The sequence below is a fragment of the Francisella sp. LA112445 genome (genome assembly GCF_012224145.1).
Lineage (GTDB): Bacteria > Pseudomonadota > Gammaproteobacteria > Francisellales > Francisellaceae > Francisella.
Genome location: NZ_CP041030.1, coordinates 342,937 through 361,822, shown reverse-complemented (window position 1 = coordinate 361,822; position 18,886 = coordinate 342,937). Strand labels below are relative to the sequence as shown.

Below are 18,886 nucleotides of genomic sequence, written 5' to 3'. Positions count from 1 at the left end.
CTTGTTAAACAACAAAATCAAATAGACTTTTATTATACTAATCTCTAAAATATAGCCTTTAGTTAGTCTATCCGCATTAAAATGTTACACTCAATAGAAGCTTTTTTTGACTTAAAAGCTAATAATACATCTATAAAAAAAGAATTTTTCGCAGGCCTTGCTACTTTTTTAGCAATTTCATACATCATTGTAGTTAACCCTAAAATCTTAGCATCTACTGGTATGCCTAGTAATGCTTTAGTTACAAGTACTATAGTATTATCTGCTTTTGGTAGCATCACTATGGGACTTTTTACGCGCAACCCATTTGTAATTGCTCCAGGAATGGGAATGAACATTTTCTTCGCATACACAGCTGTCTCTGTTTATCACTTACCATGGCAAACAGCATTAGGTGCTACATTTTGGTCTGGAATTATATTTAGCTTACTTGTAATTTTAAACATCCGTACTAAGATCATGCTTAGTTTACCAAAATCAATCAAGCAATCTCTTGGTGCTGGGATAGGACTTTTCATAGCGTATATTGGCTTTGTAAATAGTCATTTTATAACATCTCATGAAGGCTTATTAACCCTTAATACAATTAATCCACACATTGTATTATTTTTAGTATGCTTAATTTTACTAGTAATTCTATTTATTAAAAAAATTCCAGCCTCAATTATTATCGTAATTGTTATTGGATATATATTATCATTTCCTATTTCTTATTTTAGTCATGAAAAAATAGTATCACTCCCAAATCACATTATAAGCTTGCCTGACTTCTCATTAATCGGACAAATTGACTTTATTAATGGACTAAAGTTTGCAATTTTACCAACAATCTTTACTTTTTGCTTCCTAAGTCTATTTGATGGAACTGGGGCTATATCAAGTCACTATAGTAGTATGAGGAAAAAATGCTCTCCTACAGATAAAGAACTTAAAAGAACCTTTATCGTTGATGCCGCTAGTGCAACAGTCTCTGGAATACTAGGATCAAGTCCATCAACTGTTGTAGTTGAATCTGGAGTAGGTATCGCTCAAGGAGCGCGCTCTGGTCTTACAGCAATATTCGCTGGATTAATGTTTTTACCTTTTCTATTTCTCTCGCCACTAATAAGCTCAATTCCTATAGAGGTAATCTCTCCAGCACTTGTACTAATTGGGATAATGATGATGCAGCAAGTGTCAAAAGTAAACTGGTATGACTTTGTTCAAGCTACTCCTGCTTTTTTCACTATCATAATGATGACCCTATCTTCATCAATATCAACTGGGATTGCTACAGGAATTATTGTCTGGTTCTTAGTTTCAATCTTCTGTAATAGAAATGAGCTAAATTTCACCGCTGGAGTTATAACTGTATTTTGTTTTATGATGTTTCTTCACGCAGTTAATTTATTTTAAATAAATAATTAACAAAAAACATATAAACATCGAAACCATATAATTTAATATTTACTAATATATTTTTCTCTATCATAATGTTTGTATAGCATGATGGGATAGTTTATTTCATTAAGCTGTACATAATATAAATTGCATACTGAAGGAGAAAAAAATGAATTTAAAAAAAACATTGACCATTACCTTAGTTACCGGAGCTTGCGCTCTATTATTAGCATCTTGCGGACCTAATAAAAAAGAACAAGCTTTAGCAAATCTTGAGCAACAACAGCAAGAACTAAATCAAAAAGCAAAAGATCAAAAGCTACAAGCAGATAATCTAATTACTGATGCTGGCAACCTTGATAAAGAATCAAAAGAAAGTAGCTCAAAGTCTAAATATGAAAAAGATCAAGCTGCTGTATTAAATGCAAAAGCTGAACAAAATCTTTCAAAAGCGGCTAGTTTAGATGCACAAATAGATGCTGCCAAAGCAGAAGTAAATGCTCAATCTTAAAAATAAGGATTTAATTTATCCCCATTTTTCTTGATATTCTTTCTTATTCCAACCAGTCCTAGCATAATTTCCATCAACGACTAAAGGTCTTTTGAATAATAAAGCATCTGTGACTAATAACTTAAAAGCTTCTTCTTCAGATAAGCTATCGAACTTCTCTTTCAAGCCCATTTCTGAAAAAAGTCTACCGTTAGAATTAAACAAGTCAATAACATCAAAATTACCAAGTTGCTTTATCTCTTGCATTTCTTGCCAAGTTGGTTTCTCTTTTCTTAGATTGACATACTCAACTTTTTTACCTTTTTCTTCAAAAAATTTAAGAGCATTTCTAACACTTGTACAGTTATTTATACCAAATACTTTTATCATGATTATCCCTTACAAACTCAGCTCAAAACTACTAAAAGAAGAATAAATCATCTACGACATCGAAGATTATCTCAACAGAAAATGTAGCAAGAAACAAACAAACTAATTTAACCATCATTTTCATAAATTAATACCCCTTTTCCCTCTAAGACACTAAATAATTCTCATAAGCTTTTAGTATAAAGTCAAGTTTTTTTATCTAAATTAAAATTCTAGAAAAAGAATCCTTTTATTCCATCAAACATCATTTCAACAGCCAAAGCAGTTAAGAACAATCCCATTATTTTCGCAATAATATCCATAACGTTATGACCTAAAACATCCAAAATCCTAGGTAATTCTCTAAAAAATATCCACAACATCAAAGTAACCAACAACACGCAACCTGAGGCAACAATTTTCGTCTCTGATGTTATAAAGTAAACATGAACATCTGAAATTGTCGCAACTAACGAGCCAGGACCTGCAATTAGAGGAATAGCAATTGGTACAATTGCTAATTTTTTAGCATCTTGATGAGCTTTTGAGGTTGGCATTGGTGGGATGACACCGATAACCCTTAAACCAAAAAAGAGCACTATAATACCTCCTCCAAATCTAAAGGCATCAATATTTATACCAAAAGCATTTAAAACACTAATACCAATCCAAGTTACAATAATAAGTGTTGTCAGTACAGCAATTGCAACAGTAAAAGCAAAAATATTTTGCTCTTTTTTACTTAGTGAATCGACTGCATCTAAATATATCCCAGAAATAGAAAAAGGATTAATTATAGCTAAAAGTGTGACTATAAATTTTAAAATTATTGTTAGATGTACACCTAAAATTATCATTTAATTTCCCATTTTTACTAAATTAGTACAAATGGTATTTATCTATAACTTAAATGTAAACCCTACTCGTAATATATTTGATCATTTTTATAGGTTTCTAAGATAATATCTAACTCTTTTTCAGTTAGTTTATGCGATAATTTAGGTAATTTATCCAAGTCAAAAAATTCAACTTCATCAACTTCAAAATTAGGATTATTCTCCCCACCTACAATCTCAGCTAAAAAAACCAAACTATAGACATTATAAACTTCACTTTGAGTATATTTATTACGATCCATTAAGGCTAAAAACTTGGTTACTTGTATATCATATCCAGTTTCCTCTTTTACCTCTTTAACACATGTTTCAACAGGAGAAAGGTCGATATCACACCATCCACCCGGTATAGTCCATTCACCCGGAGTATCTGCGTCTTGAGCCATCAGAAGCTTTTCATCCTTAAATATAACCACCCTAACCCCAGGTTGCGGTGTTGGGTAATGAGTGCCTAAGTAGATATCATATGGTTGAACATCTGACTTGATATATTCATGAAGCATTTTAGTACTTAACTCAAGAAGCTCATGATAATTATCTAACGCATACTCACATTTTGAATAAACCACGCCGGTGTGTGCTATTGCTTGAACTTTCTTTATAAATTCAAAGATTTTATCTTTATTCATCAACCAATCATTTAAAATCAAATAAGATAAAATATATCATATAAAAAGGCTAAGATTAATTATTAATCATTCTCGATGACTTATATAAGAATATAATCAATATATAAAATAGTATTTTTTGACATCCACAACTTCAGTTTGAACCTTATACAAGCCATTTTTATCCGGAAATTCTCCAGTTAGAGGTGCAAACTCTGCCTCATATATCTGAGATAAGTTATAGTAGATATTATTATTTTTGTGATTTATTTCGACAATACTCATAAACCCTCTTAGAAAAGCTTAATCTCTAGGGTTCTCTTTTGTTATATCTACTTCATCATTTTGTTTAGATTTTCTAATGATTATAGCTGCTAACATACCTATTACAGACACTGCAAGGATAACAAAGAATATTTTTATAATAAGGAATACTATATCTTGCATAAATTAAACCTTTTATCTTGGATTTTTTTAGGAGAATATTTTGAGATTATTTATATTTACTTATTAGTCAGGCTTACACGCTTTCATATCATCTTTTGTCGTCGCTTTATCAACACATGATTTTTTTTGCTGTAACTTATCTAACTTCTGCTGCATTTTTGTGATTTGTTTTTGCATTCTTTCACTAACCTTTGCCTTTCTTGCTTCAAACTTTTGTTGTTGCTGATTATTTTGCTGACTATTATCGTTAGTATTGCCAGAATCTGCAAAAGTTATAAAAGGTGCTAGTAGTATAGTCGCTAATAATATTTTCTTCATTTTTATACCCTCTTGGTTATGAGTTCAATATCAATCATATCACAAAAATCTACAAACCTACTTCTTAATCTCAGCTATTTTTGCTTTCCATAACTTAGGACCTTGCTGATGAGCTGACACCCCAAGTGAGTCAACTGCTACTGTTACTGGCATATCCTCAACTTCAAACTCATAGATAGCTTCCATACCAAGATCGGCAAATGCAACAACTTCAGCCTTTTTAATTGACTTAGATATCAAATAAGCAGCCCCTCCAACTCCCATAAAATATACAGCCTTATTCTTCTTAATAGAGTCTATAGTTGCTTGACCTCTTTCAGATTTACCTATCATCCCTGCTATACCAGCTTTCTCTAGCATAAAAGGAGTAAACTTATCCATACGTGTAGCTGTAGTTGGTCCAGCAGGTCCTACAACCTCATCACCAACAGGATCAACAGGACCTACATAGTAGATAAATCTATCTTTCAAGCTTACAGGGAAATCTTGACCTGCCTCATACATATCTTGTAAACGCTTATGCGCTGCATCACGTCCAGTTAAGATCTTACCACTTATTAAAACATTATCTCCTGATCTTAAAGATTCAATCTCTTCTTTAGTAACAGTATCAAGATTTATTCTTTTAACATCATCATTTTGATCTTGCTCGATTACAGGCCAATCTTCTAATTTAGGGGCAGGCAAATCTACAGCACCGGAGCCGTCTAATGTAAAGTGTACGTGACGTGTAGCAGCACAGTTTGGAATAAGTGCTACAGGCTTACATGCTGCATGTGTAGGATATTCATTTACTTTAACATCTAAAACAGTTGTTAAACCACCAAGACCTTGTGCACCGATACCTAGAGCATTAACACGGTTATAGATATCTAGTCTTAATTGCTCAGTTTCATTTTGAGGACCATTCTTAATGATATCTTGCATATTGATTTCTTCACCAAGAGACTCTTTTGCTAAAAGCATTGCTTTCTCTGCAGTACCACCAATACCAATACCAATAATTCCTGGAGGACACCAACCAGCACCCATAGTTGGTAGCATTTCTTCAACCCAGTCAACAATACTATCGCTAGGGTTTAATACTTTGAATTTTGACTTAAATTCTGATCCACCACCTTTTGCAGCAATATCGACCTCTATTTTATCACCGTGAACTAAATCAATATGTACAATAGCTGGAGTATTATCTTTAGTATTTTTTCTAGCTCCATGAGGTGGGAAAACCATAGATGCTCTAAGAGGATTATGCTCATCATTATAGCCTCTACGAACACCTTCATTAACAAGCTCTGTAATCGTTCTATCTGTTTTATCAAGCTTAGCATCCATACCAACTTTGACAAATGCACAAACCATACCAGTATCTTGACAAATTGGACGTTTACCAGTCGCTGACATTCTTGAATTTATAAGGATTTGAGCCATTGCATCTTTTGCAGGCTTTGATTCTTCACGCTGATATGCTTCATACATCGCATCAACAAAATCTTTTGGATGATAATAAGAAATATACTGCAACGCCTCTGCTACACTATTTATTAGGTCTTCTGTCTTAATAACTGCCATTTTAGAAATCCTCTCATTAGAAAAATATTAAAATTCAAAGAATATTATAACAGTAATAAGGTAATTTTTAAGCTTGATTATCCTTTGATTTCATAAAAGATCTAATTAAAGAGATTGTATTATAACCAATAACTACAACTAATAACCAATGCAAGCCATCTGCTGATAGCATTGTTACAATATTTACACCGATAAATACACCAATAACTCCAAAACAACCTACTATCAAAGCTTTTTTAAGAGGTATTGTATTATTTATTAAAAATGCAAATGTCGTAACAGGTTGCTGAATAGCCCCTGCTGTTGTCATAATCGGAAACGCAACTTTTGGCGACATCCCCAACAAAAATAGTATAGCCTCAACTAAAGCAAATAAGCCAACACCAAAGCAGACCAAGAACCCTGCAAAGAACATCCCTATAAAGCCAATAACAAGTTTAATACCTGATAGCTTCATCAGATCGCCACCTACAGGTAAAATATTAAACAAATTACCAAGTAATAAAAGAATAACCCCAACAAATGCAAATATCATAATAAGTCTAACTGCTGTAGCATTAATTTTTGAAGCAAATATACCCCCAATAAAACCGCCCAGCGTTGCTCCAAGCACAAGAACTACTAACGTTATAAAATCAACATGCAACACACCTAAAAAGAAAACCGCCTCAATAGCCCCTGGTATAATTTGAGCGCCATTTACAAATCCAGGAAGCTCGATATCTTTTGCTAATTTAAAAGTTTTTGCAATAGCAATATTAACAGCAAAGCTACCTACACCTATGGTATCAGCAATAAAAGAAATTACACCAGTACAAGCTAAAGCTATTTTTTGAGATAGCCTTTGTACAGGATACTGATCATGGCCTTTAAAAAGTTTATACAGCATATAAACCATACACAAAGCAGATAATGCTATAACTAAAAAAATAACAATAAAATACATACTTGCAACCACTTAGAAAAATAATTAAGGCAAATATTAAGCTTTTTTCGAAAATTAGACAACAAAAATCAGTAAATAATATTTAATAGAACCACATAGATAAAACTACTTAAACAAAAAAATACAAAAGCTAAAATTATCGCATTTATAATATAGTCTTTTGTCGATAACTTACCTTTCTTAATACTAAATCTATATAAAGACCTAGCTATTAATAAGGTAAATAATAATGCTACAACTATTGCTACTATACTTGCAAAAATCATTTCTTACACATCCACATAATTAACTCTTTTATTAAACCATTTATTTACTAGTTTTTTTGCAACACTAGGATTATTATGAACAACTGTCTCTGCTAGTTGAGCAACTTTTTCATAATTATCATAATATTCATTTATATCAAAAGTCTTAAATGTTGAAACTCCAGACTGCTCTTTTCCCAATATATCTCCAGCACCACGAATTTCCAAATCCTTCTCTGCAAGATAAAAGCCATCTTGAGACTCTCTAACTAATGATAATCTTTTTTTACCAACCTCACTAATTCTATCACTATATAAAAGTACACAAAAGCTCTCTTTTGCTCCTCTACCAACTCGCCCTCTTAGCTGATGAAGTTGAGATATTCCTAACCTCTCTGCATTATCGATTATCATAATACTAGCATTTGGAACATCGACACCTACCTCTATAACTGTTGTCGCCACAAGTACATCATATTTTGCTGCTTTAAAAGCATTCATTTCTTGAAGCTTTTCCTTAGATTTCATACTACCATACACAAGACCAACTCTTTCTTGCCCTAAATAATCTGATAGTTCTTTATGTAAAGTTTTAACATCTTGTAAAAAGTCAAGATCTTCAGACTCCTCAACAAGTGGACAAACCCAATAAATTTGCTCACCTCTAGATACTGCATCTTTAAGCTTTGTAATTAGACTTTTCTTTTTTGCACGATTTAAAACAGTTGTTACAATTGGCTTACGATTAGAGGGTAGCTCATCGAGTATGGATAACTTCAAATTACCATATAGTGTCATGGCTAATGTCCTAGGGATCGGAGTAGCTGAGATTATAAGCTGATGGGGAGCTAAATTATTTCCATTAGTAGAGGCTTTATTTATTAAAGCTAAACGTTGTTCGACACCAAACCTATGTTGCTCATCAACCACAACCAAGCCTAAGTTACAATACTCCACTCTATCTTGAAAAATCGCATGAGTACCAACAACCACGCAATCTTTGAGAGTTTTTATCTTTTCAAGGCTTTCTCTAGTTTGTTTTGCTGTCAATTTACCAAGCAATGGTACAACTTCAACACCAAAATCAGAAAAATAATCTGATAAAAAGCTAAAATGCTGTTCAGCTAAGATCTCTGTTGGTGCCATTATTGCTGCCTGGTATCCTGATTTTACAGTTGCATATAGCGCCATAGCAGCTACAATAGTCTTTCCAGCTCCGACATCTCCTTGAAGAAGTCTTATCATGGTAGTTTTTTGACCAATATCAGTCATAATCTCATCAATTGCTCTAGACTGTGCACTTGTAAGATTATAAGGAAACTTTTCAAGAAAGCTTTGCTTATCACTTAGACTTAAAGAAAGTTTTGCAGACATTGGTTTGGTCATATCTTTTTTGATACTTTCTTCTGCTAGTTTATAGGACAACATCTCTTCAAACTTAATAGATTGCCTTGCTTTGAATAAGTATTTATCATCAACAGAATTTGTTAACGCATGAACATAATAAAGAGCATCTACAAAACTCATCAAACCAAACTGCTTTAAATACTCTTGAGGCAGTATATTGACAACTTTCTTCTCATATAAGATTTTGGATATTATCTTTGCTATGAGCTTATCAGAAACTTTTTTAATTCTATAAACTGCAGATAACTTCTGTTCTAATAAACTCTTACCATTATTTACTACTGCCCACTCCGGATGTACCATCTGTGGATTCAAAGATAACTCAGCTTTACCATAGCATCTGACGTACTGAGCTCTTTCTAGCATAGCTATTTGATTAGGATAAAACTTAAAAAGCACAACAGTACAAATACCGCTCTCATCACTTACTGTAAAACGTAAAAACTTCTTACCAAACTTTTTATAACTTATATTACTAACTCTACCTTCAATTAAGCTTTTCTTATCACTTATCAGATTTCTTATTGGAGTTATATAGCGAGTATCCTTATACTCCTTTGGGAAAATAGTCAGTAAATCCTCTGGCGTATGCAGGTTATATTTAGCTAATGCTTTTATAGTTGCCTCACCAACTCCGGTAAAATCAACAAATTCCATAAGCTATAACTAAGAAAATTGACAAGATATAAAATTTTAACATTTTAATATTTAAATAGATAATCCAATTGATAATATCCATATTTATTGTTAAATTTAAAATTAGTTGATATTTACATATTTAGACACTTATATACAATGAAAAAACTACTATTATTAACCTTCACTACAGCTAGCATCATAGGCTTATCATCATGTGGTCAAACAGGACCTTTATACTTACCAAAAGATGAGAAAAGCGCTTCTTCTGGGTCAACAATGACGTTAAGCTCTGGATCTAGTACTCAACAAGATAATTCTACTAGTCAAAACAACACATCGGCTCAAAGTGCTCAAAGTGCTCAAAGTGCTCAAAGTGCTCAAAGTGCTCAAAGTGCTCAAAGTGCTCAAAGTGCTCAAAGTGCTCAAAGTGCTCAAAGTGCTCAAAGTGCTCAAAGTGCTCAAAGTGCTCAAAGTGCTCAAAGTGCTCAAAGTGCTCAAAGTGCTCAAAGTGCTCAAAGTGCTCAAAGTGCTCAAAGTGCTCAAAGTGCTCAAAGCAGCTACAATAATATATCAAATGATCAAAAGCAACCTAATAATGCTAATTTAAACCCTCAGAATCAATTATCTAATTCTACGCCACAAAATGCTTCTCAACAACAAACTATTACCAAAAACTACATCCTAACGAAACAAACACCTAGTGATAAACTATCATCAGCTAGTACAGTAACAAACATTCCTCAAACCACTCAAACAAACACTCAACAAAACGACCTATCTAGTGGCTCAGTAACAAAAGTTGATAATGACCCAACACCTCCATTAAAAGATTTCAATCCGAGTATTAGTCAGCTAATAAACTCCGGAGATAACTTTGCTTTTGATAACAATATTCAGGAATCTTCCCAAGCCGGTGGTACTCCAACTTAAAATAACAAGCAGCATTACATTTCAAATCATCAATAAAATTAACCGATTTTTCAGTTTACTTTTTACAAAAAAAACACTAGAATTACCGAGATATTGTATTAATAATAGTTAAATTAATGCCCAGGGAGGGTTTCTAATGTCTAAAGTTTGTATAGTTACAGGTAAAAGACCTGCTACTGGTAATAATGTATCACATGCTCAAAACAAAACTAGAAGAAGGTTTTTACCTAATCTTCACACTCATAGATTTTGGGTAGAAAGTGAAAACAGATATGTAAAACTAAAAGTTAGTTCTAAAGGTATGAGAATTATTGATAAAAAAGGTATCGATACTGTTCTTGAAGACCTTAGATCTCAAGGCCACAAAATTTAATAAGTTTCTAGAAGGAAAAGAAAATGAGAGAAAAAATAAGATTAGTTTCTTCTGCTAAGACAGGACACTTTTATACGACTACTAAAAACAAAAGAGAAATGCCAAACAAAATGGAAATCAAAAAGTTTGATCCAGTAGTTCGTAAGCACGTAATGTACAAAGAAGCTAAAATAAAATAACTATAAATTTATTCTAATTTAAGGCCTTACGCATGAAGCAAGCTTTTCATTTCAAAGGTGGTAACTATACAATCAGTGCCATTAATATTAATGTTACTGAATTTACTCAGATTGAAAGTTTATTAAACTCTAAGGTTTCTCAGTCTGAATCTTTCTTCCATAACACCCCTTTTGCTATAGATGTTAGAGATATAGATAAAGATGAAAAGTGCACAATAAACTTCTTAGAAGATGTCATTGAAACTTTTAAAGCTAATGGAATGATTCCTGTTGGTTTTGTAGTCAACAATAAAGAATTAAAATCTCAACTTGCAAAAGCTGGATACAATATTCTTAAAAATGGCAGATCTAATAAAGAAGCTCTAAATAGTGAAGAAGCTTATACATCAGCTAAAATAATTACTACGCACGTCCGCACAGGTCAATCTATCAACGCTCGAGATTGTGATGTAATAATAACAGCAAATGTCAATAATGGGGCTGAAGTTATTGCAGATGGTAGTATTATTGTATACGGTAGAATAGGTGGTAGAGTTATTGCAGGAAGCTCAGGAAACAAAGATGCTAGAATAATCTGCAAAGATCTAAAAGCAGAGCTTGTTTCAATTGCAGGTAAATACGTTACCCTAAACAATGAAACAATTGTTGATGATAAAGATACTGATGGCTATATAGTTTATCTACAAGATGATAAAATACATATTGAAGGTTTTTAAAATAATAAGAGGCTAAAAATGAGTGAAAAAAAACAAGGCAAAGTATTTGTAGTTACTTCAGGCAAAGGTGGTGTTGGTAAAACCACATCAAGTGCTGCTATTGCATATGCTTTTGCTAAAAGAGGCCTTAAGACTGTAGTTATTGATTTCGATGTGGGCTTAAGAAACCTAGATCTTATAATGGGTTGCGAAAGAAGAGTTGTTTATGACCTTATAAATGTTGTCAAAGAAGAAGCAACTATCAACCAAGCAATCATAAAAGATAAAAGAGTTGATAACCTATATATAATACCAGCTTCACAAACTAGAGATAAAGATGCTCTAACTGAAGAGGGAGTTGATAGAATCATAAAAGAACTTAAAAACTCTTTTGATATTATCTTATGTGACTCACCTGCAGGTATCGAAAAAGGTTCTTTAATGGCTATGAGATGCGCTGATGCAGCGATTATAGTTACAAACCCAGAAGTATCATCTGTAAGAGACTCTGACAGAATACTAGGTATGCTTTCTAGCAAAACTCTTAAAGCTCAAAAAGAAGGTGAATTTAAAGAAGTTCATCTGATACTTAACAGATATGACTCTGCTAGAGCTAAAGCTGGTGCTATGCTTAAAGCTGAGGATGTAAGTGAAATTTTATATACTCCTATAGTAGGTATAATTCCTGAATCTAGAGACATCCTAGAGGCATCTAACAGTGGTCATCCAATAACTCATTTAGAAGATACTATAGCATCTAAAGCATTTTACGACTCTGTAGATAGAATACTTGGTAAAGATATACCAATGAGACATACAGAACAAAAAACAAGTTTCTTTAAAAAATTAATAGGTAAATCTTAATTATGTTTGCTAAACTTTTTGGATTAGAAAAAAAGCAAAAGAGTGCTTCATTAGCAAAAGAAAGGTTACAGATAATAGTTGCTCATCAAAGAAGTGAACTACAACCTAAATCTTCTAGAATAAGCAGTCATTTGCTAGCAGAGCTTAAAGATGAAATCATTGAAGTTGTGAAAAAATATATTGCTCTATCTGAGGAAAATATCAGAGATATTGATCTAAAAGTTGAAGATAGTAGCAAAAATTCAACTATAGAAGTTAATATACCTTTTAATTAATTTCTATCATTATGAGTGATATCAGCTTTAACAATATCTCTTTTTATAGAGATGATCGTTGTATTTATGATGATATTACCTTTACTATTCCATCAAATAAGATAACTACTATCCTTGGACCATCTGGTGCAGGCAAAACTACAATTCTTCAATTAATAGCAGGTTTAATAAAACCCGATATTGGCACGATTAATATAGACACTGCTGAGATAAGAAGAAATACTAAAGAAAAAGAGCTTGAGAAATTACGTCGTAGAATGGGGTTTCTTTTCCAGTCAGGTGCCCTATTCACTCATTTAAATGTATATGAAAACATCGCTTTTCCTTTAAGAAAAAACACTAAGCTCAATGAGAAGTTAATCAGAAATATAGTTCTCTTAAAGCTACAAGCTGTTGGGCTAGTGCACACGATAGACATGATGCCAAGTGAACTCTCTGGTGGAATGGCTCGTAGAGTGGCTCTAGCAAGATCTATAGCTATGGATCCAGATATTATGATGTATGATGAGCCCTTCACTGGTCAAGACCCGGCTTCATTTAATAAACTCCTAGAGCTAATCGACACATTAAACGAGTCATTGAATATGACTTCTATTATAGTTTCTCACGACATCCAAGAGTCTCTAAAGATCTCTAATCATGTAATTATTGTTGGAGATAAAAAAGTTATCGCAAGCGACACTCCAGATAATATAAAAAATAGTTCAGACAAGAGAATTATTAACTTCTTAGCTGGCAAACCTCTAGATGATCATGATGAGGATCAAAATAATCTTAATAAAACTTTTTTTGAAGAAGAAATTTTAAGGAACTAATAATGTCTGTTTTTAGTAAGATTTATAAAATAGCTATTTCTCTAATTTATGACGCCTTAAAATCTATTCTATTAATAATAAACATCGTAATTAGTAAATTTAGTATAAGAGACTGTATAGTTCAGATTAAATATGTTGGTGTTGACTCAATAATAATTATAGTAACATCAGGAATATTTATAGGCTTAGTATTAAGTCTACAAGGATATTATACTTTAGCTAAATTTGGTGCTCACTCTCTACTAGGTGTTATGGTAGCTCTTAGTGTACTTAGAGAGCTTGGACCTGTTGTAACTGCTATGCTATTTGCAGGTCGAGCATGTAGCTCGATCACATCTGAAATAGGTCTAATGAAAGCTACGGATCAAATAAATAGTTTAAAAGTTATGAATGTTAACCCTATAAGCTTTATTTTATCTACTAGATTTTGGGCATGTATGATTAGTGGTCCTATTTTATCACTAATATTTTGTACAGTTGCTATATTAGCTGGATTTGTCCTAGCTGAAGCCGGTCTTGGCATTAGCTATGGAGGCTTTTGGAGCAATATACAATCATCTGTTGTGCTATCAGATATATCTAATGGAATAATTAAAAGTGTCGTATTTGCTTTTATCACAGCATGGATTGCGTTATATCAAGGATATTACTGCACCGCTGATTCAAACGGCATTGCTAAAGCTACAACAAAAACTGTTGTCTACTGCTGTATGAGTATCTTAGGAGCAGATCTTATTTTAACATCGATTATGTTTGGAGGAGTTTAATGAGAAACAAATATTTTGAGGTCTCTGTAGGGATATTTATAATAATAGGAGTTTTATGCTTACTCTTTCTAACATTTAAAGTTAGTGATACATCTCTAAAGTCACTTAGTGAAAAACAGTTCACAGTAGAGGCTCAATTTAAAAATATTGGATCATTACATACTAACGCATCAGTTAAAATTGCTGGTGTAGAAATCGGTAGGGTTTCAGATATTTCATTAGAAAAAACCTACAATGGCTTTATGGCTGTAGTTAGTATGTCAATAAATGCTAATGAGAAAATTCCTGCTAACTACTCTGCTGCAATATCAATGTCTGGAATCTTAGGTGACAATTACATTTCACTTAGTCCTCCAAAAGAAGATATCATGGCAATAGCAGGCCTAAATGGTGACTCTAGTTCATCAGAAAAAGATAAATACTTACATCAAGGAAGTGTCATCGCACTAGAAAATACGCAGTCTGCGATTGACTTAGGCTCACTAATAAACACCTTTGTAGCAGGCAAAAATAGTGATTCTAATAACAAATAACAACTCTTGTTTCTTTCAAATTTAACTATTTTATATTAGAATTTAGCTCAATAAGTATTAATTAACCCTTTGAGATTTTCAAATGATTCGTAAAACTTCACTTCTACTTTTTTTACTGATTTTAAGTATATCTAGTGCATGGGCAATAGAAAATCCAGTAGATATGCTTAACAACACAATTGTAAAAACACAAAACAATCTTATCAAGAATGCTGATGAGTATAAAAAAGACCCTTATAAATTATTACAGTTAGTTGATAAAGAAATTATTCCAGTTGTTGCTCCGAAAGTAGTCGCTCAACTTGTGGTTGGTACTGCTAAATGGAAAAAAGCTACTCCTGAAGAACAAAAACAATTTATCAAATCTGCAACAGAGATGCTTACTTTCATGTATGCTAAAAATGTTGCCTATGCAGGAAAGTATAGAATAACACTATTCCCATTTAACAAAGATGATAACAGTTGGCAGAAGAAGCCGATCGTTGTAGTAAATGGGAAAATAACAAATATAGACAACAACCAAAGCTCTGATTTTGCCATTAAAATGTTCCAAAAAGATGGTAAATGGCATATCTATGACTTTGACGTTGCTGGAGTAAGTATTCTAAGAACATATCAACAACAATTTGAACCTTATGCTAATGTCGCAGAAATGACAAAAGCTGCCGAAAAAGTTACTACTAGAATTAAAAAGAAGAATTATCCTAAACTACTGGATAAAAACTATAACTTACAAAACGTAAAATGATACAAATAGATAACCACACTTGGACTATCAATAGTGAATTAACATTAAAGACTGTTGCCTTAATATACAAAAAATATAACAAAAATCTTAGCGACATATCTAGTACATGGATAATTGATTTTAAAGATTGTAATAAAGCAGACAGTAGCGGACTAGCGTTAATAATTGAGTACATCAAACATGCTCAAAATAATTCTATTGAATTAAAACTAGAAAATGTTGATCCAAAAATATTATCACTAGCAAAAGTACATGGTGCTAAAAATATTTTAGAAAAATTTATTAGTTAACATTAAGAGAGAGAAAAATGACAAAAGAACAATTAAAAGATATTTTAGAAAATTCATTAAAAAACTGCACAGCTGACATTCAAAGTGATGATAATGTACACTTCTCAGGCACAATAATTGCTGAAGAGTTTGATGAAATTAAAAGTAAGGTTAAAAGACAACAACTTGTTTACTCTAAAATAAATGACTATATTGCTTCTGGAGAGTTACATGCTTTCTCAATGAAGACTATCGCTAAAAATGAAATCTAAATAATAATATTCCACTCCAATATAATTAACTAGCTCTGTTCTTCTAAAGTCTGTACAGATGAAGAAAGAGAATCAGCATCACCTGGTAAAGTTGCTTTAGCATCTCTTATTTGAGTATCTAACTTACTTGCCTCACTTTGTGTTGTATCATCTTTATCAACATTAGCCAGATCAATCACAGTACTATCTTTAGAATATGCTTGGTCAAATTCTTCTTGAACTTGTGTAGCTTTGTTAACTGTGTCAATACTACTCTTGAATAGTACAGGTTGCTGAGATTTTTTACTTGAACCACCAGTTGTTGAAGCTACTTGAGAAGCAACATCATCACTATCTAAGCCAAGAACTCCTAATACAGCCTGATCTGTTTGTAGAGTTGCATCATCTTTGCGTAAGTCTTGCTTAAGTACTCTAGCCATGCCATAGTCATAGTTTTGTAGATAAGCATTTCTCATAGCAATGTATGGATCAATAGAAACCTCTTTTAAATTTGAGTACGCAGGTAAATATGATACACCTTGGTTAACATAGTAAGCACCCGTCACACCGGCACTGACTCCCCAAGAAACAGCTGCACCAACAGGAGCAAAGAAGAATATATATGTTAATGGGTTAAATAATGCATCTACACCCATAGTTACATCTTCTAGTGTTCCTGGACCTAAAAGTGGCCACACGACATACGGAGATGCTTCGCCCTCATCATATGCTCCCCACTTATGTAATGTAACTGCAAAACTTTGATGATATCGCATAGGCTTCTTAAACCAACTATCTGCAACATCAAAATATCCCGCTACACCAAGAGTTGTATTAGTTAAAAACCTAACACTATCATCACCAGCATAATCCCACTCACCTTGAAACATATCATTAACGACTCTTGCTGGCTCAGCTAGGTTATTAAATATATTGAAAATGCCAGTCTTTAAGGTGTTTGGAACTACTTTATCATAAGCATTTGCAGCTGGTGTTAGAGTATCATAAGCAGCATCATTAAAGGCATACATTTTTCTATTATAACTTTCAAAAGGGTCTCTCTTTTTAGTAGAGGTTTTGAAGCTAGAACAACTACTTAATGTTATACTAAATATCGATAACCAGACTATAGGGCTAGTTTTAAACTTCATTAAAATTATCTCTTTTTTATTTAAATTAAAAATTGACTTAAAAGCAATTATAGTGAATTCCCTTATAAAACTCTAATAAATTTTTTTTAAGCATATATCTTTGATATTATTTACTAAATAAGATTTAAACCTCTTAGAATAAATGAACAAAGTAAATATAGATAATAATGAAGTAAATAAGTTCTCATCACTAGCAAAAACCTGGTGGGATGCAAATGGTGAACTAAAAACCTTACATCAGGTAAATCCTTTGCGCCTAGAGTTTGTTAAAAAATTTACAGATTTAAATAATAAAAACATTATTGATATTGGCTGTGGTGGTGGAATACTTACAGAATCATTGGTTACCAAAGATAATAATGTCTATGGTCTAGATGCATCTTCTGAAGCTATTAAAGTTGCTAAAGAGCACTCAAAAGCAAATAGTTTAAGTATCAAATACATAAACTCAACTATAGAAGATTTTTCAGACAAAAACACTACTGAGTTTGACATTGTAACTTGTATGGAAATGCTTGAACATGTACCTGATCCAGAGAGTATAATAGCGTCAATAGCTAAGATTATTAAAAAAGATGGTATATTTTTTGCTTCTACACTAAACAGAAATCTTAAATCATACCTACTATCAATTGTTGCTGCTGAACATATTTTAAAAATGGTTCCTCAAGGAACTCATCAATATAGCAAGTTTATTAAACCTTATGAGCTTATTAAAGTTGCAGAAAAATATGGCTTTGAAGCATTAGAAATTACAGGCGTTCATTACAACCCTCTTTTAAATAAATTTAAACTTGGCAATGGTGCTGACATTAACTATATTATCGCATTCAAGAAGGTCTAAAACATGCAATATAATTATTTTCACTACCCAAATGATATGCTTCCACCTTATGGTTCTGTAATGTACTTCAGCTACCGTAAGCTCGATGACAAGAAAAAAGAGACATTATATCTACTTGATCAAATAAAATCTCAAATTATCTCTTGTACAGAACTCTACAATAATATTGAAGTAGCTAATGAGAAAATGAACTGGTGGCTAAAGGAGTTAAACAATCTAAAAAACTCTAAAGCCATATCATCACCACAACTTAAAAAGCTTGCTGAAATATTTGATAATGATTTGCTATATAAACATCTTGTAGATGATATTAGTCATTCTATTGATAATAGCAGTGCTACAGAGAGAAGCTTTAGTGACCATATTTCAAAAAATTTTTTAGGAATTGAAATACTTAAAGCTAACTATCTAAATAATTTTACAAAAATTGATGAAGATACTATAAAACAGCTAAATACTAATAATGAGATAGTTAGACACATTTTCTGTATGCCTAAACATTTTTATAACCAAATATCTTTTGATGACAAAGTATCTCCTAATATGTCAGATGAGGATTTTAAGAATATAACATCACAATGGCTAAACCTGTACAAGAAGCAATCTTTAAAAGGATCTCTTAAACCTCTAGAGAAAATAAATAAAGTTCACTACAAAATGATGAAAAAATATTTAAAAAATATTAACAATCCATTTAAAGAAGCCCTAGAATTCTCGCCCCTAACTCTGCTATTTTATTCAATATAAAATAACCTCAAAAGCAATAAATATAAGGAATATTAGCTTAAATTTAGTTCCAACCACCCCAAATTTAGATTAATTTTTTACACACTTCAAACAAGTATTTTATTGCCAAAAGTATCAATATATGTATATAT

27 protein-coding genes are annotated in these 18,886 nt (G+C 32.2%); 16 read left to right on the top strand and 11 right to left on the bottom strand.

Annotation, left to right across the window (positions count from 1 at the left end):
- Positions 1 to 81: 81 nt before the first annotated feature.
- Positions 82 to 1,395, top strand: coding sequence for an NCS2 family permease (locus FIP56_RS01805; protein WP_192577274.1), 1,314 nt, complete (start codon positions 82 to 84; stop codon positions 1,393 to 1,395).
- Between the two features lie 154 nt (positions 1,396 to 1,549).
- Positions 1,550 to 1,891, top strand: a complete 342-nt coding sequence (locus FIP56_RS01800; RefSeq protein ID WP_192577273.1) for a hypothetical protein — start codon at positions 1,550 to 1,552, stop codon at positions 1,889 to 1,891.
- A gap of 15 nt (positions 1,892 to 1,906) precedes the next feature.
- Here FIP56_RS01800 and FIP56_RS01795 read toward each other — a convergent pair whose 3' ends face one another.
- The 10 genes from FIP56_RS01795 to FIP56_RS01750 form a co-directional block, all read right to left on the bottom strand.
- Positions 1,907 to 2,260, bottom strand: a complete 354-nt coding sequence (locus FIP56_RS01795; protein WP_192577272.1) for an ArsC/Spx/MgsR family protein — start codon at positions 2,258 to 2,260, stop codon at positions 1,907 to 1,909.
- Between the two features lie 212 nt (positions 2,261 to 2,472).
- Positions 2,473 to 3,096, bottom strand: a complete 624-nt coding sequence (locus tag FIP56_RS01790; protein WP_245323085.1) for a MarC family protein — start codon at positions 3,094 to 3,096, stop codon at positions 2,473 to 2,475.
- Between the two features lie 62 nt (positions 3,097 to 3,158).
- Positions 3,159 to 3,764, bottom strand: coding sequence for an NUDIX hydrolase N-terminal domain-containing protein (locus FIP56_RS01785; protein WP_192577271.1), 606 nt, complete (start codon positions 3,762 to 3,764; stop codon positions 3,159 to 3,161).
- A 96-nt stretch (positions 3,765 to 3,860) separates the two neighbouring features.
- Complete coding sequence (locus tag FIP56_RS01780; protein ID WP_192577270.1) at positions 3,861 to 4,028, bottom strand: hypothetical protein; 168 nt, start codon at positions 4,026 to 4,028, stop codon at positions 3,861 to 3,863.
- 18 nt (positions 4,029 to 4,046) lie between these two features.
- Entirely contained in the window at positions 4,047 to 4,190 is a 144-nt protein-coding gene (locus FIP56_RS01775) for a hypothetical protein (RefSeq protein WP_192577269.1), read from the bottom strand.
- A 63-nt stretch (positions 4,191 to 4,253) separates the two neighbouring features.
- Complete coding sequence (locus FIP56_RS01770) at positions 4,254 to 4,508, bottom strand: hypothetical protein (RefSeq protein ID WP_192577268.1); 255 nt, start codon at positions 4,506 to 4,508, stop codon at positions 4,254 to 4,256.
- Positions 4,509 to 4,565: 57 nt separating this feature from the next.
- On the bottom strand, positions 4,566 to 6,077 hold the full coding sequence (locus tag FIP56_RS01765; RefSeq protein WP_192577267.1) for a fumarate hydratase: 1,512 nt from the start codon (positions 6,075 to 6,077) through the stop codon (positions 4,566 to 4,568).
- A 67-nt stretch (positions 6,078 to 6,144) separates the two neighbouring features.
- Positions 6,145 to 7,023 carry a sulfite exporter TauE/SafE family protein gene (locus tag FIP56_RS01760; protein ID WP_209451852.1) on the bottom strand — a complete coding sequence of 293 codons (879 nt, stop codon included), beginning with the start codon at positions 7,021 to 7,023 and terminating at the stop codon, positions 6,145 to 6,147.
- Positions 7,024 to 7,091: 68 nt separating this feature from the next.
- A complete protein-coding gene (locus FIP56_RS01755) occupies positions 7,092 to 7,289 on the bottom strand; it encodes a hypothetical protein (RefSeq protein ID WP_192577266.1) in 198 nt (65 codons plus the stop codon).
- A gap of 3 nt (positions 7,290 to 7,292) precedes the next feature.
- Positions 7,293 to 9,332: an ATP-dependent DNA helicase RecG gene (locus tag FIP56_RS01750; protein ID WP_192577265.1), complete on the bottom strand. Its 2,040-nt coding sequence runs from the start codon at positions 9,330 to 9,332 to the stop codon at positions 7,293 to 7,295.
- Between the two features lie 138 nt (positions 9,333 to 9,470).
- On the opposite strand from FIP56_RS01750, the gene FIP56_RS10305 reads away from it, so the two are divergent.
- The 12 genes from FIP56_RS10305 to FIP56_RS01690 all read left to right on the top strand — a co-directional run bounded on the left by FIP56_RS10305 (position 9,471) and on the right by FIP56_RS01690 (position 16,034).
- Positions 9,471 to 10,244, top strand: a complete 774-nt coding sequence (locus FIP56_RS10305) for a lipoprotein (protein ID WP_209451851.1) — start codon at positions 9,471 to 9,473, stop codon at positions 10,242 to 10,244.
- Between the two features lie 136 nt (positions 10,245 to 10,380).
- Positions 10,381 to 10,617 (top strand): 50S ribosomal protein L28, encoded by a 237-nt coding sequence (rpmB, locus tag FIP56_RS01740; RefSeq protein ID WP_072711370.1) that lies wholly within the window; start codon positions 10,381 to 10,383, stop codon positions 10,615 to 10,617.
- Between the two features lie 23 nt (positions 10,618 to 10,640).
- A complete protein-coding gene (gene rpmG / locus FIP56_RS01735) occupies positions 10,641 to 10,796 on the top strand; it encodes a 50S ribosomal protein L33 (protein ID WP_004286519.1) in 156 nt (51 codons plus the stop codon).
- Positions 10,797 to 10,828: 32 nt separating this feature from the next.
- On the top strand, positions 10,829 to 11,512 hold the full coding sequence (gene minC / locus FIP56_RS01730; protein WP_192577264.1) for a septum site-determining protein MinC: 684 nt from the start codon (positions 10,829 to 10,831) through the stop codon (positions 11,510 to 11,512).
- An 18-nt stretch (positions 11,513 to 11,530) separates the two neighbouring features.
- Entirely contained in the window at positions 11,531 to 12,355 is an 825-nt protein-coding gene (gene minD / locus FIP56_RS01725; protein WP_192577263.1) for a septum site-determining protein MinD, read from the top strand.
- A 2-nt stretch (positions 12,356 to 12,357) separates the two neighbouring features.
- Positions 12,358 to 12,630, top strand: a complete 273-nt coding sequence (minE, locus tag FIP56_RS01720) for a cell division topological specificity factor MinE (protein WP_150466760.1) — start codon at positions 12,358 to 12,360, stop codon at positions 12,628 to 12,630.
- A gap of 11 nt (positions 12,631 to 12,641) precedes the next feature.
- Complete coding sequence (locus tag FIP56_RS01715; protein ID WP_192577262.1) at positions 12,642 to 13,445, top strand: ATP-binding cassette domain-containing protein; 804 nt, start codon at positions 12,642 to 12,644, stop codon at positions 13,443 to 13,445.
- Between the two features lie 2 nt (positions 13,446 to 13,447).
- Positions 13,448 to 14,212 (top strand): MlaE family lipid ABC transporter permease subunit, encoded by a 765-nt coding sequence (locus FIP56_RS01710; protein ID WP_192577261.1) that lies wholly within the window; start codon positions 13,448 to 13,450, stop codon positions 14,210 to 14,212.
- A complete protein-coding gene (gene mlaD / locus FIP56_RS01705; RefSeq protein ID WP_192577260.1) occupies positions 14,212 to 14,745 on the top strand; it encodes an outer membrane lipid asymmetry maintenance protein MlaD in 534 nt (177 codons plus the stop codon). The genes FIP56_RS01710 and mlaD overlap by 1 nt, the downstream gene beginning before the upstream one ends.
- Positions 14,746 to 14,827: 82 nt before the next feature.
- A complete protein-coding gene (locus FIP56_RS01700) occupies positions 14,828 to 15,493 on the top strand; it encodes an ABC transporter substrate-binding protein (protein WP_192577259.1) in 666 nt (221 codons plus the stop codon).
- Entirely contained in the window at positions 15,490 to 15,783 is a 294-nt protein-coding gene (locus tag FIP56_RS01695) for an STAS domain-containing protein (protein ID WP_192577258.1), read from the top strand. Before FIP56_RS01700 ends, FIP56_RS01695 begins: the two co-directional genes overlap by 4 nt.
- 17 nt (positions 15,784 to 15,800) lie before the next feature.
- The gene (locus FIP56_RS01690) at positions 15,801 to 16,034 is read left to right on the top strand and encodes a BolA/IbaG family iron-sulfur metabolism protein (RefSeq protein ID WP_192577257.1); all 234 of its coding nucleotides are present in this window, start codon (positions 15,801 to 15,803) and stop codon (positions 16,032 to 16,034) included.
- 29 nt (positions 16,035 to 16,063) lie between these two features.
- Here FIP56_RS01690 and FIP56_RS01685 read toward each other — a convergent pair whose 3' ends face one another.
- The gene (locus FIP56_RS01685) at positions 16,064 to 17,164 is read right to left on the bottom strand and encodes a VacJ family lipoprotein (protein ID WP_192577256.1); all 1,101 of its coding nucleotides are present in this window, start codon (positions 17,162 to 17,164) and stop codon (positions 16,064 to 16,066) included.
- 142 nt (positions 17,165 to 17,306) lie between these two features.
- Here FIP56_RS01685 and ubiG point away from each other — a divergent pair, with 142 nt between their 5' ends.
- Positions 17,307 to 18,008: a bifunctional 2-polyprenyl-6-hydroxyphenol methylase/3-demethylubiquinol 3-O-methyltransferase UbiG gene (ubiG, locus tag FIP56_RS01680; protein ID WP_192577255.1), complete on the top strand. Its 702-nt coding sequence runs from the start codon at positions 17,307 to 17,309 to the stop codon at positions 18,006 to 18,008.
- Positions 18,009 to 18,011: 3 nt separating this feature from the next.
- Positions 18,012 to 18,755 carry a hypothetical protein gene (locus FIP56_RS01675; protein WP_192577254.1) on the top strand — a complete coding sequence of 248 codons (744 nt, stop codon included), beginning with the start codon at positions 18,012 to 18,014 and terminating at the stop codon, positions 18,753 to 18,755.
- Positions 18,756 to 18,886 lie beyond the last annotated feature (131 nt).

Bases quoted from the DNA above. Each gene is read 5' to 3' on its own strand.
- FIP56_RS01805 (WP_192577274.1), top strand. From the start codon at position 82: ATGTTACACTCAATAGAAGCTTTTTTTGACTTAAAAGCTAATAATACA.
- FIP56_RS01800 (WP_192577273.1), top strand. From the start codon at position 1,550: ATGAATTTAAAAAAAACATTGACCATTACCTTAGTTACCGGAGCTTGC.
- FIP56_RS01795 (WP_192577272.1), bottom strand. From the start codon at position 2,260: ATGATAAAAGTATTTGGTATAAATAACTGTACAAGTGTTAGAAATGCT.
- FIP56_RS01790 (WP_245323085.1), bottom strand. From the start codon at position 3,096: ATGATAATTTTAGGTGTACATCTAACAATAATTTTAAAATTTATAGTC.
- FIP56_RS01785 (WP_192577271.1), bottom strand. From the start codon at position 3,764: ATGAATAAAGATAAAATCTTTGAATTTATAAAGAAAGTTCAAGCAATA.
- FIP56_RS01780 (WP_192577270.1), bottom strand. From the start codon at position 4,028: ATGAGTATTGTCGAAATAAATCACAAAAATAATAATATCTACTATAAC.
- FIP56_RS01775 (WP_192577269.1), bottom strand. From the start codon at position 4,190: ATGCAAGATATAGTATTCCTTATTATAAAAATATTCTTTGTTATCCTT.
- FIP56_RS01770 (WP_192577268.1), bottom strand. From the start codon at position 4,508: ATGAAGAAAATATTATTAGCGACTATACTACTAGCACCTTTTATAACT.
- FIP56_RS01765 (WP_192577267.1), bottom strand. From the start codon at position 6,077: ATGGCAGTTATTAAGACAGAAGACCTAATAAATAGTGTAGCAGAGGCG.
- FIP56_RS01760 (WP_209451852.1), bottom strand. From the start codon at position 7,023: ATGTATTTTATTGTTATTTTTTTAGTTATAGCATTATCTGCTTTGTGT.
- FIP56_RS01755 (WP_192577266.1), bottom strand. From the start codon at position 7,289: ATGATTTTTGCAAGTATAGTAGCAATAGTTGTAGCATTATTATTTACC.
- FIP56_RS01750 (WP_192577265.1), bottom strand. From the start codon at position 9,332: ATGGAATTTGTTGATTTTACCGGAGTTGGTGAGGCAACTATAAAAGCA.
- FIP56_RS10305 (WP_209451851.1), top strand. From the start codon at position 9,471: ATGAAAAAACTACTATTATTAACCTTCACTACAGCTAGCATCATAGGC.
- rpmB (WP_072711370.1), top strand. From the start codon at position 10,381: ATGTCTAAAGTTTGTATAGTTACAGGTAAAAGACCTGCTACTGGTAAT.
- rpmG (WP_004286519.1), top strand. From the start codon at position 10,641: ATGAGAGAAAAAATAAGATTAGTTTCTTCTGCTAAGACAGGACACTTT.
- minC (WP_192577264.1), top strand. From the start codon at position 10,829: ATGAAGCAAGCTTTTCATTTCAAAGGTGGTAACTATACAATCAGTGCC.
- minD (WP_192577263.1), top strand. From the start codon at position 11,531: ATGAGTGAAAAAAAACAAGGCAAAGTATTTGTAGTTACTTCAGGCAAA.
- minE (WP_150466760.1), top strand. From the start codon at position 12,358: ATGTTTGCTAAACTTTTTGGATTAGAAAAAAAGCAAAAGAGTGCTTCA.
- FIP56_RS01715 (WP_192577262.1), top strand. From the start codon at position 12,642: ATGAGTGATATCAGCTTTAACAATATCTCTTTTTATAGAGATGATCGT.
- FIP56_RS01710 (WP_192577261.1), top strand. From the start codon at position 13,448: ATGTCTGTTTTTAGTAAGATTTATAAAATAGCTATTTCTCTAATTTAT.
- mlaD (WP_192577260.1), top strand. From the start codon at position 14,212: ATGAGAAACAAATATTTTGAGGTCTCTGTAGGGATATTTATAATAATA.
- FIP56_RS01700 (WP_192577259.1), top strand. From the start codon at position 14,828: ATGATTCGTAAAACTTCACTTCTACTTTTTTTACTGATTTTAAGTATA.
- FIP56_RS01695 (WP_192577258.1), top strand. From the start codon at position 15,490: ATGATACAAATAGATAACCACACTTGGACTATCAATAGTGAATTAACA.
- FIP56_RS01690 (WP_192577257.1), top strand. From the start codon at position 15,801: ATGACAAAAGAACAATTAAAAGATATTTTAGAAAATTCATTAAAAAAC.
- FIP56_RS01685 (WP_192577256.1), bottom strand. From the start codon at position 17,164: ATGAAGTTTAAAACTAGCCCTATAGTCTGGTTATCGATATTTAGTATA.
- ubiG (WP_192577255.1), top strand. From the start codon at position 17,307: ATGAACAAAGTAAATATAGATAATAATGAAGTAAATAAGTTCTCATCA.
- FIP56_RS01675 (WP_192577254.1), top strand. From the start codon at position 18,012: ATGCAATATAATTATTTTCACTACCCAAATGATATGCTTCCACCTTAT.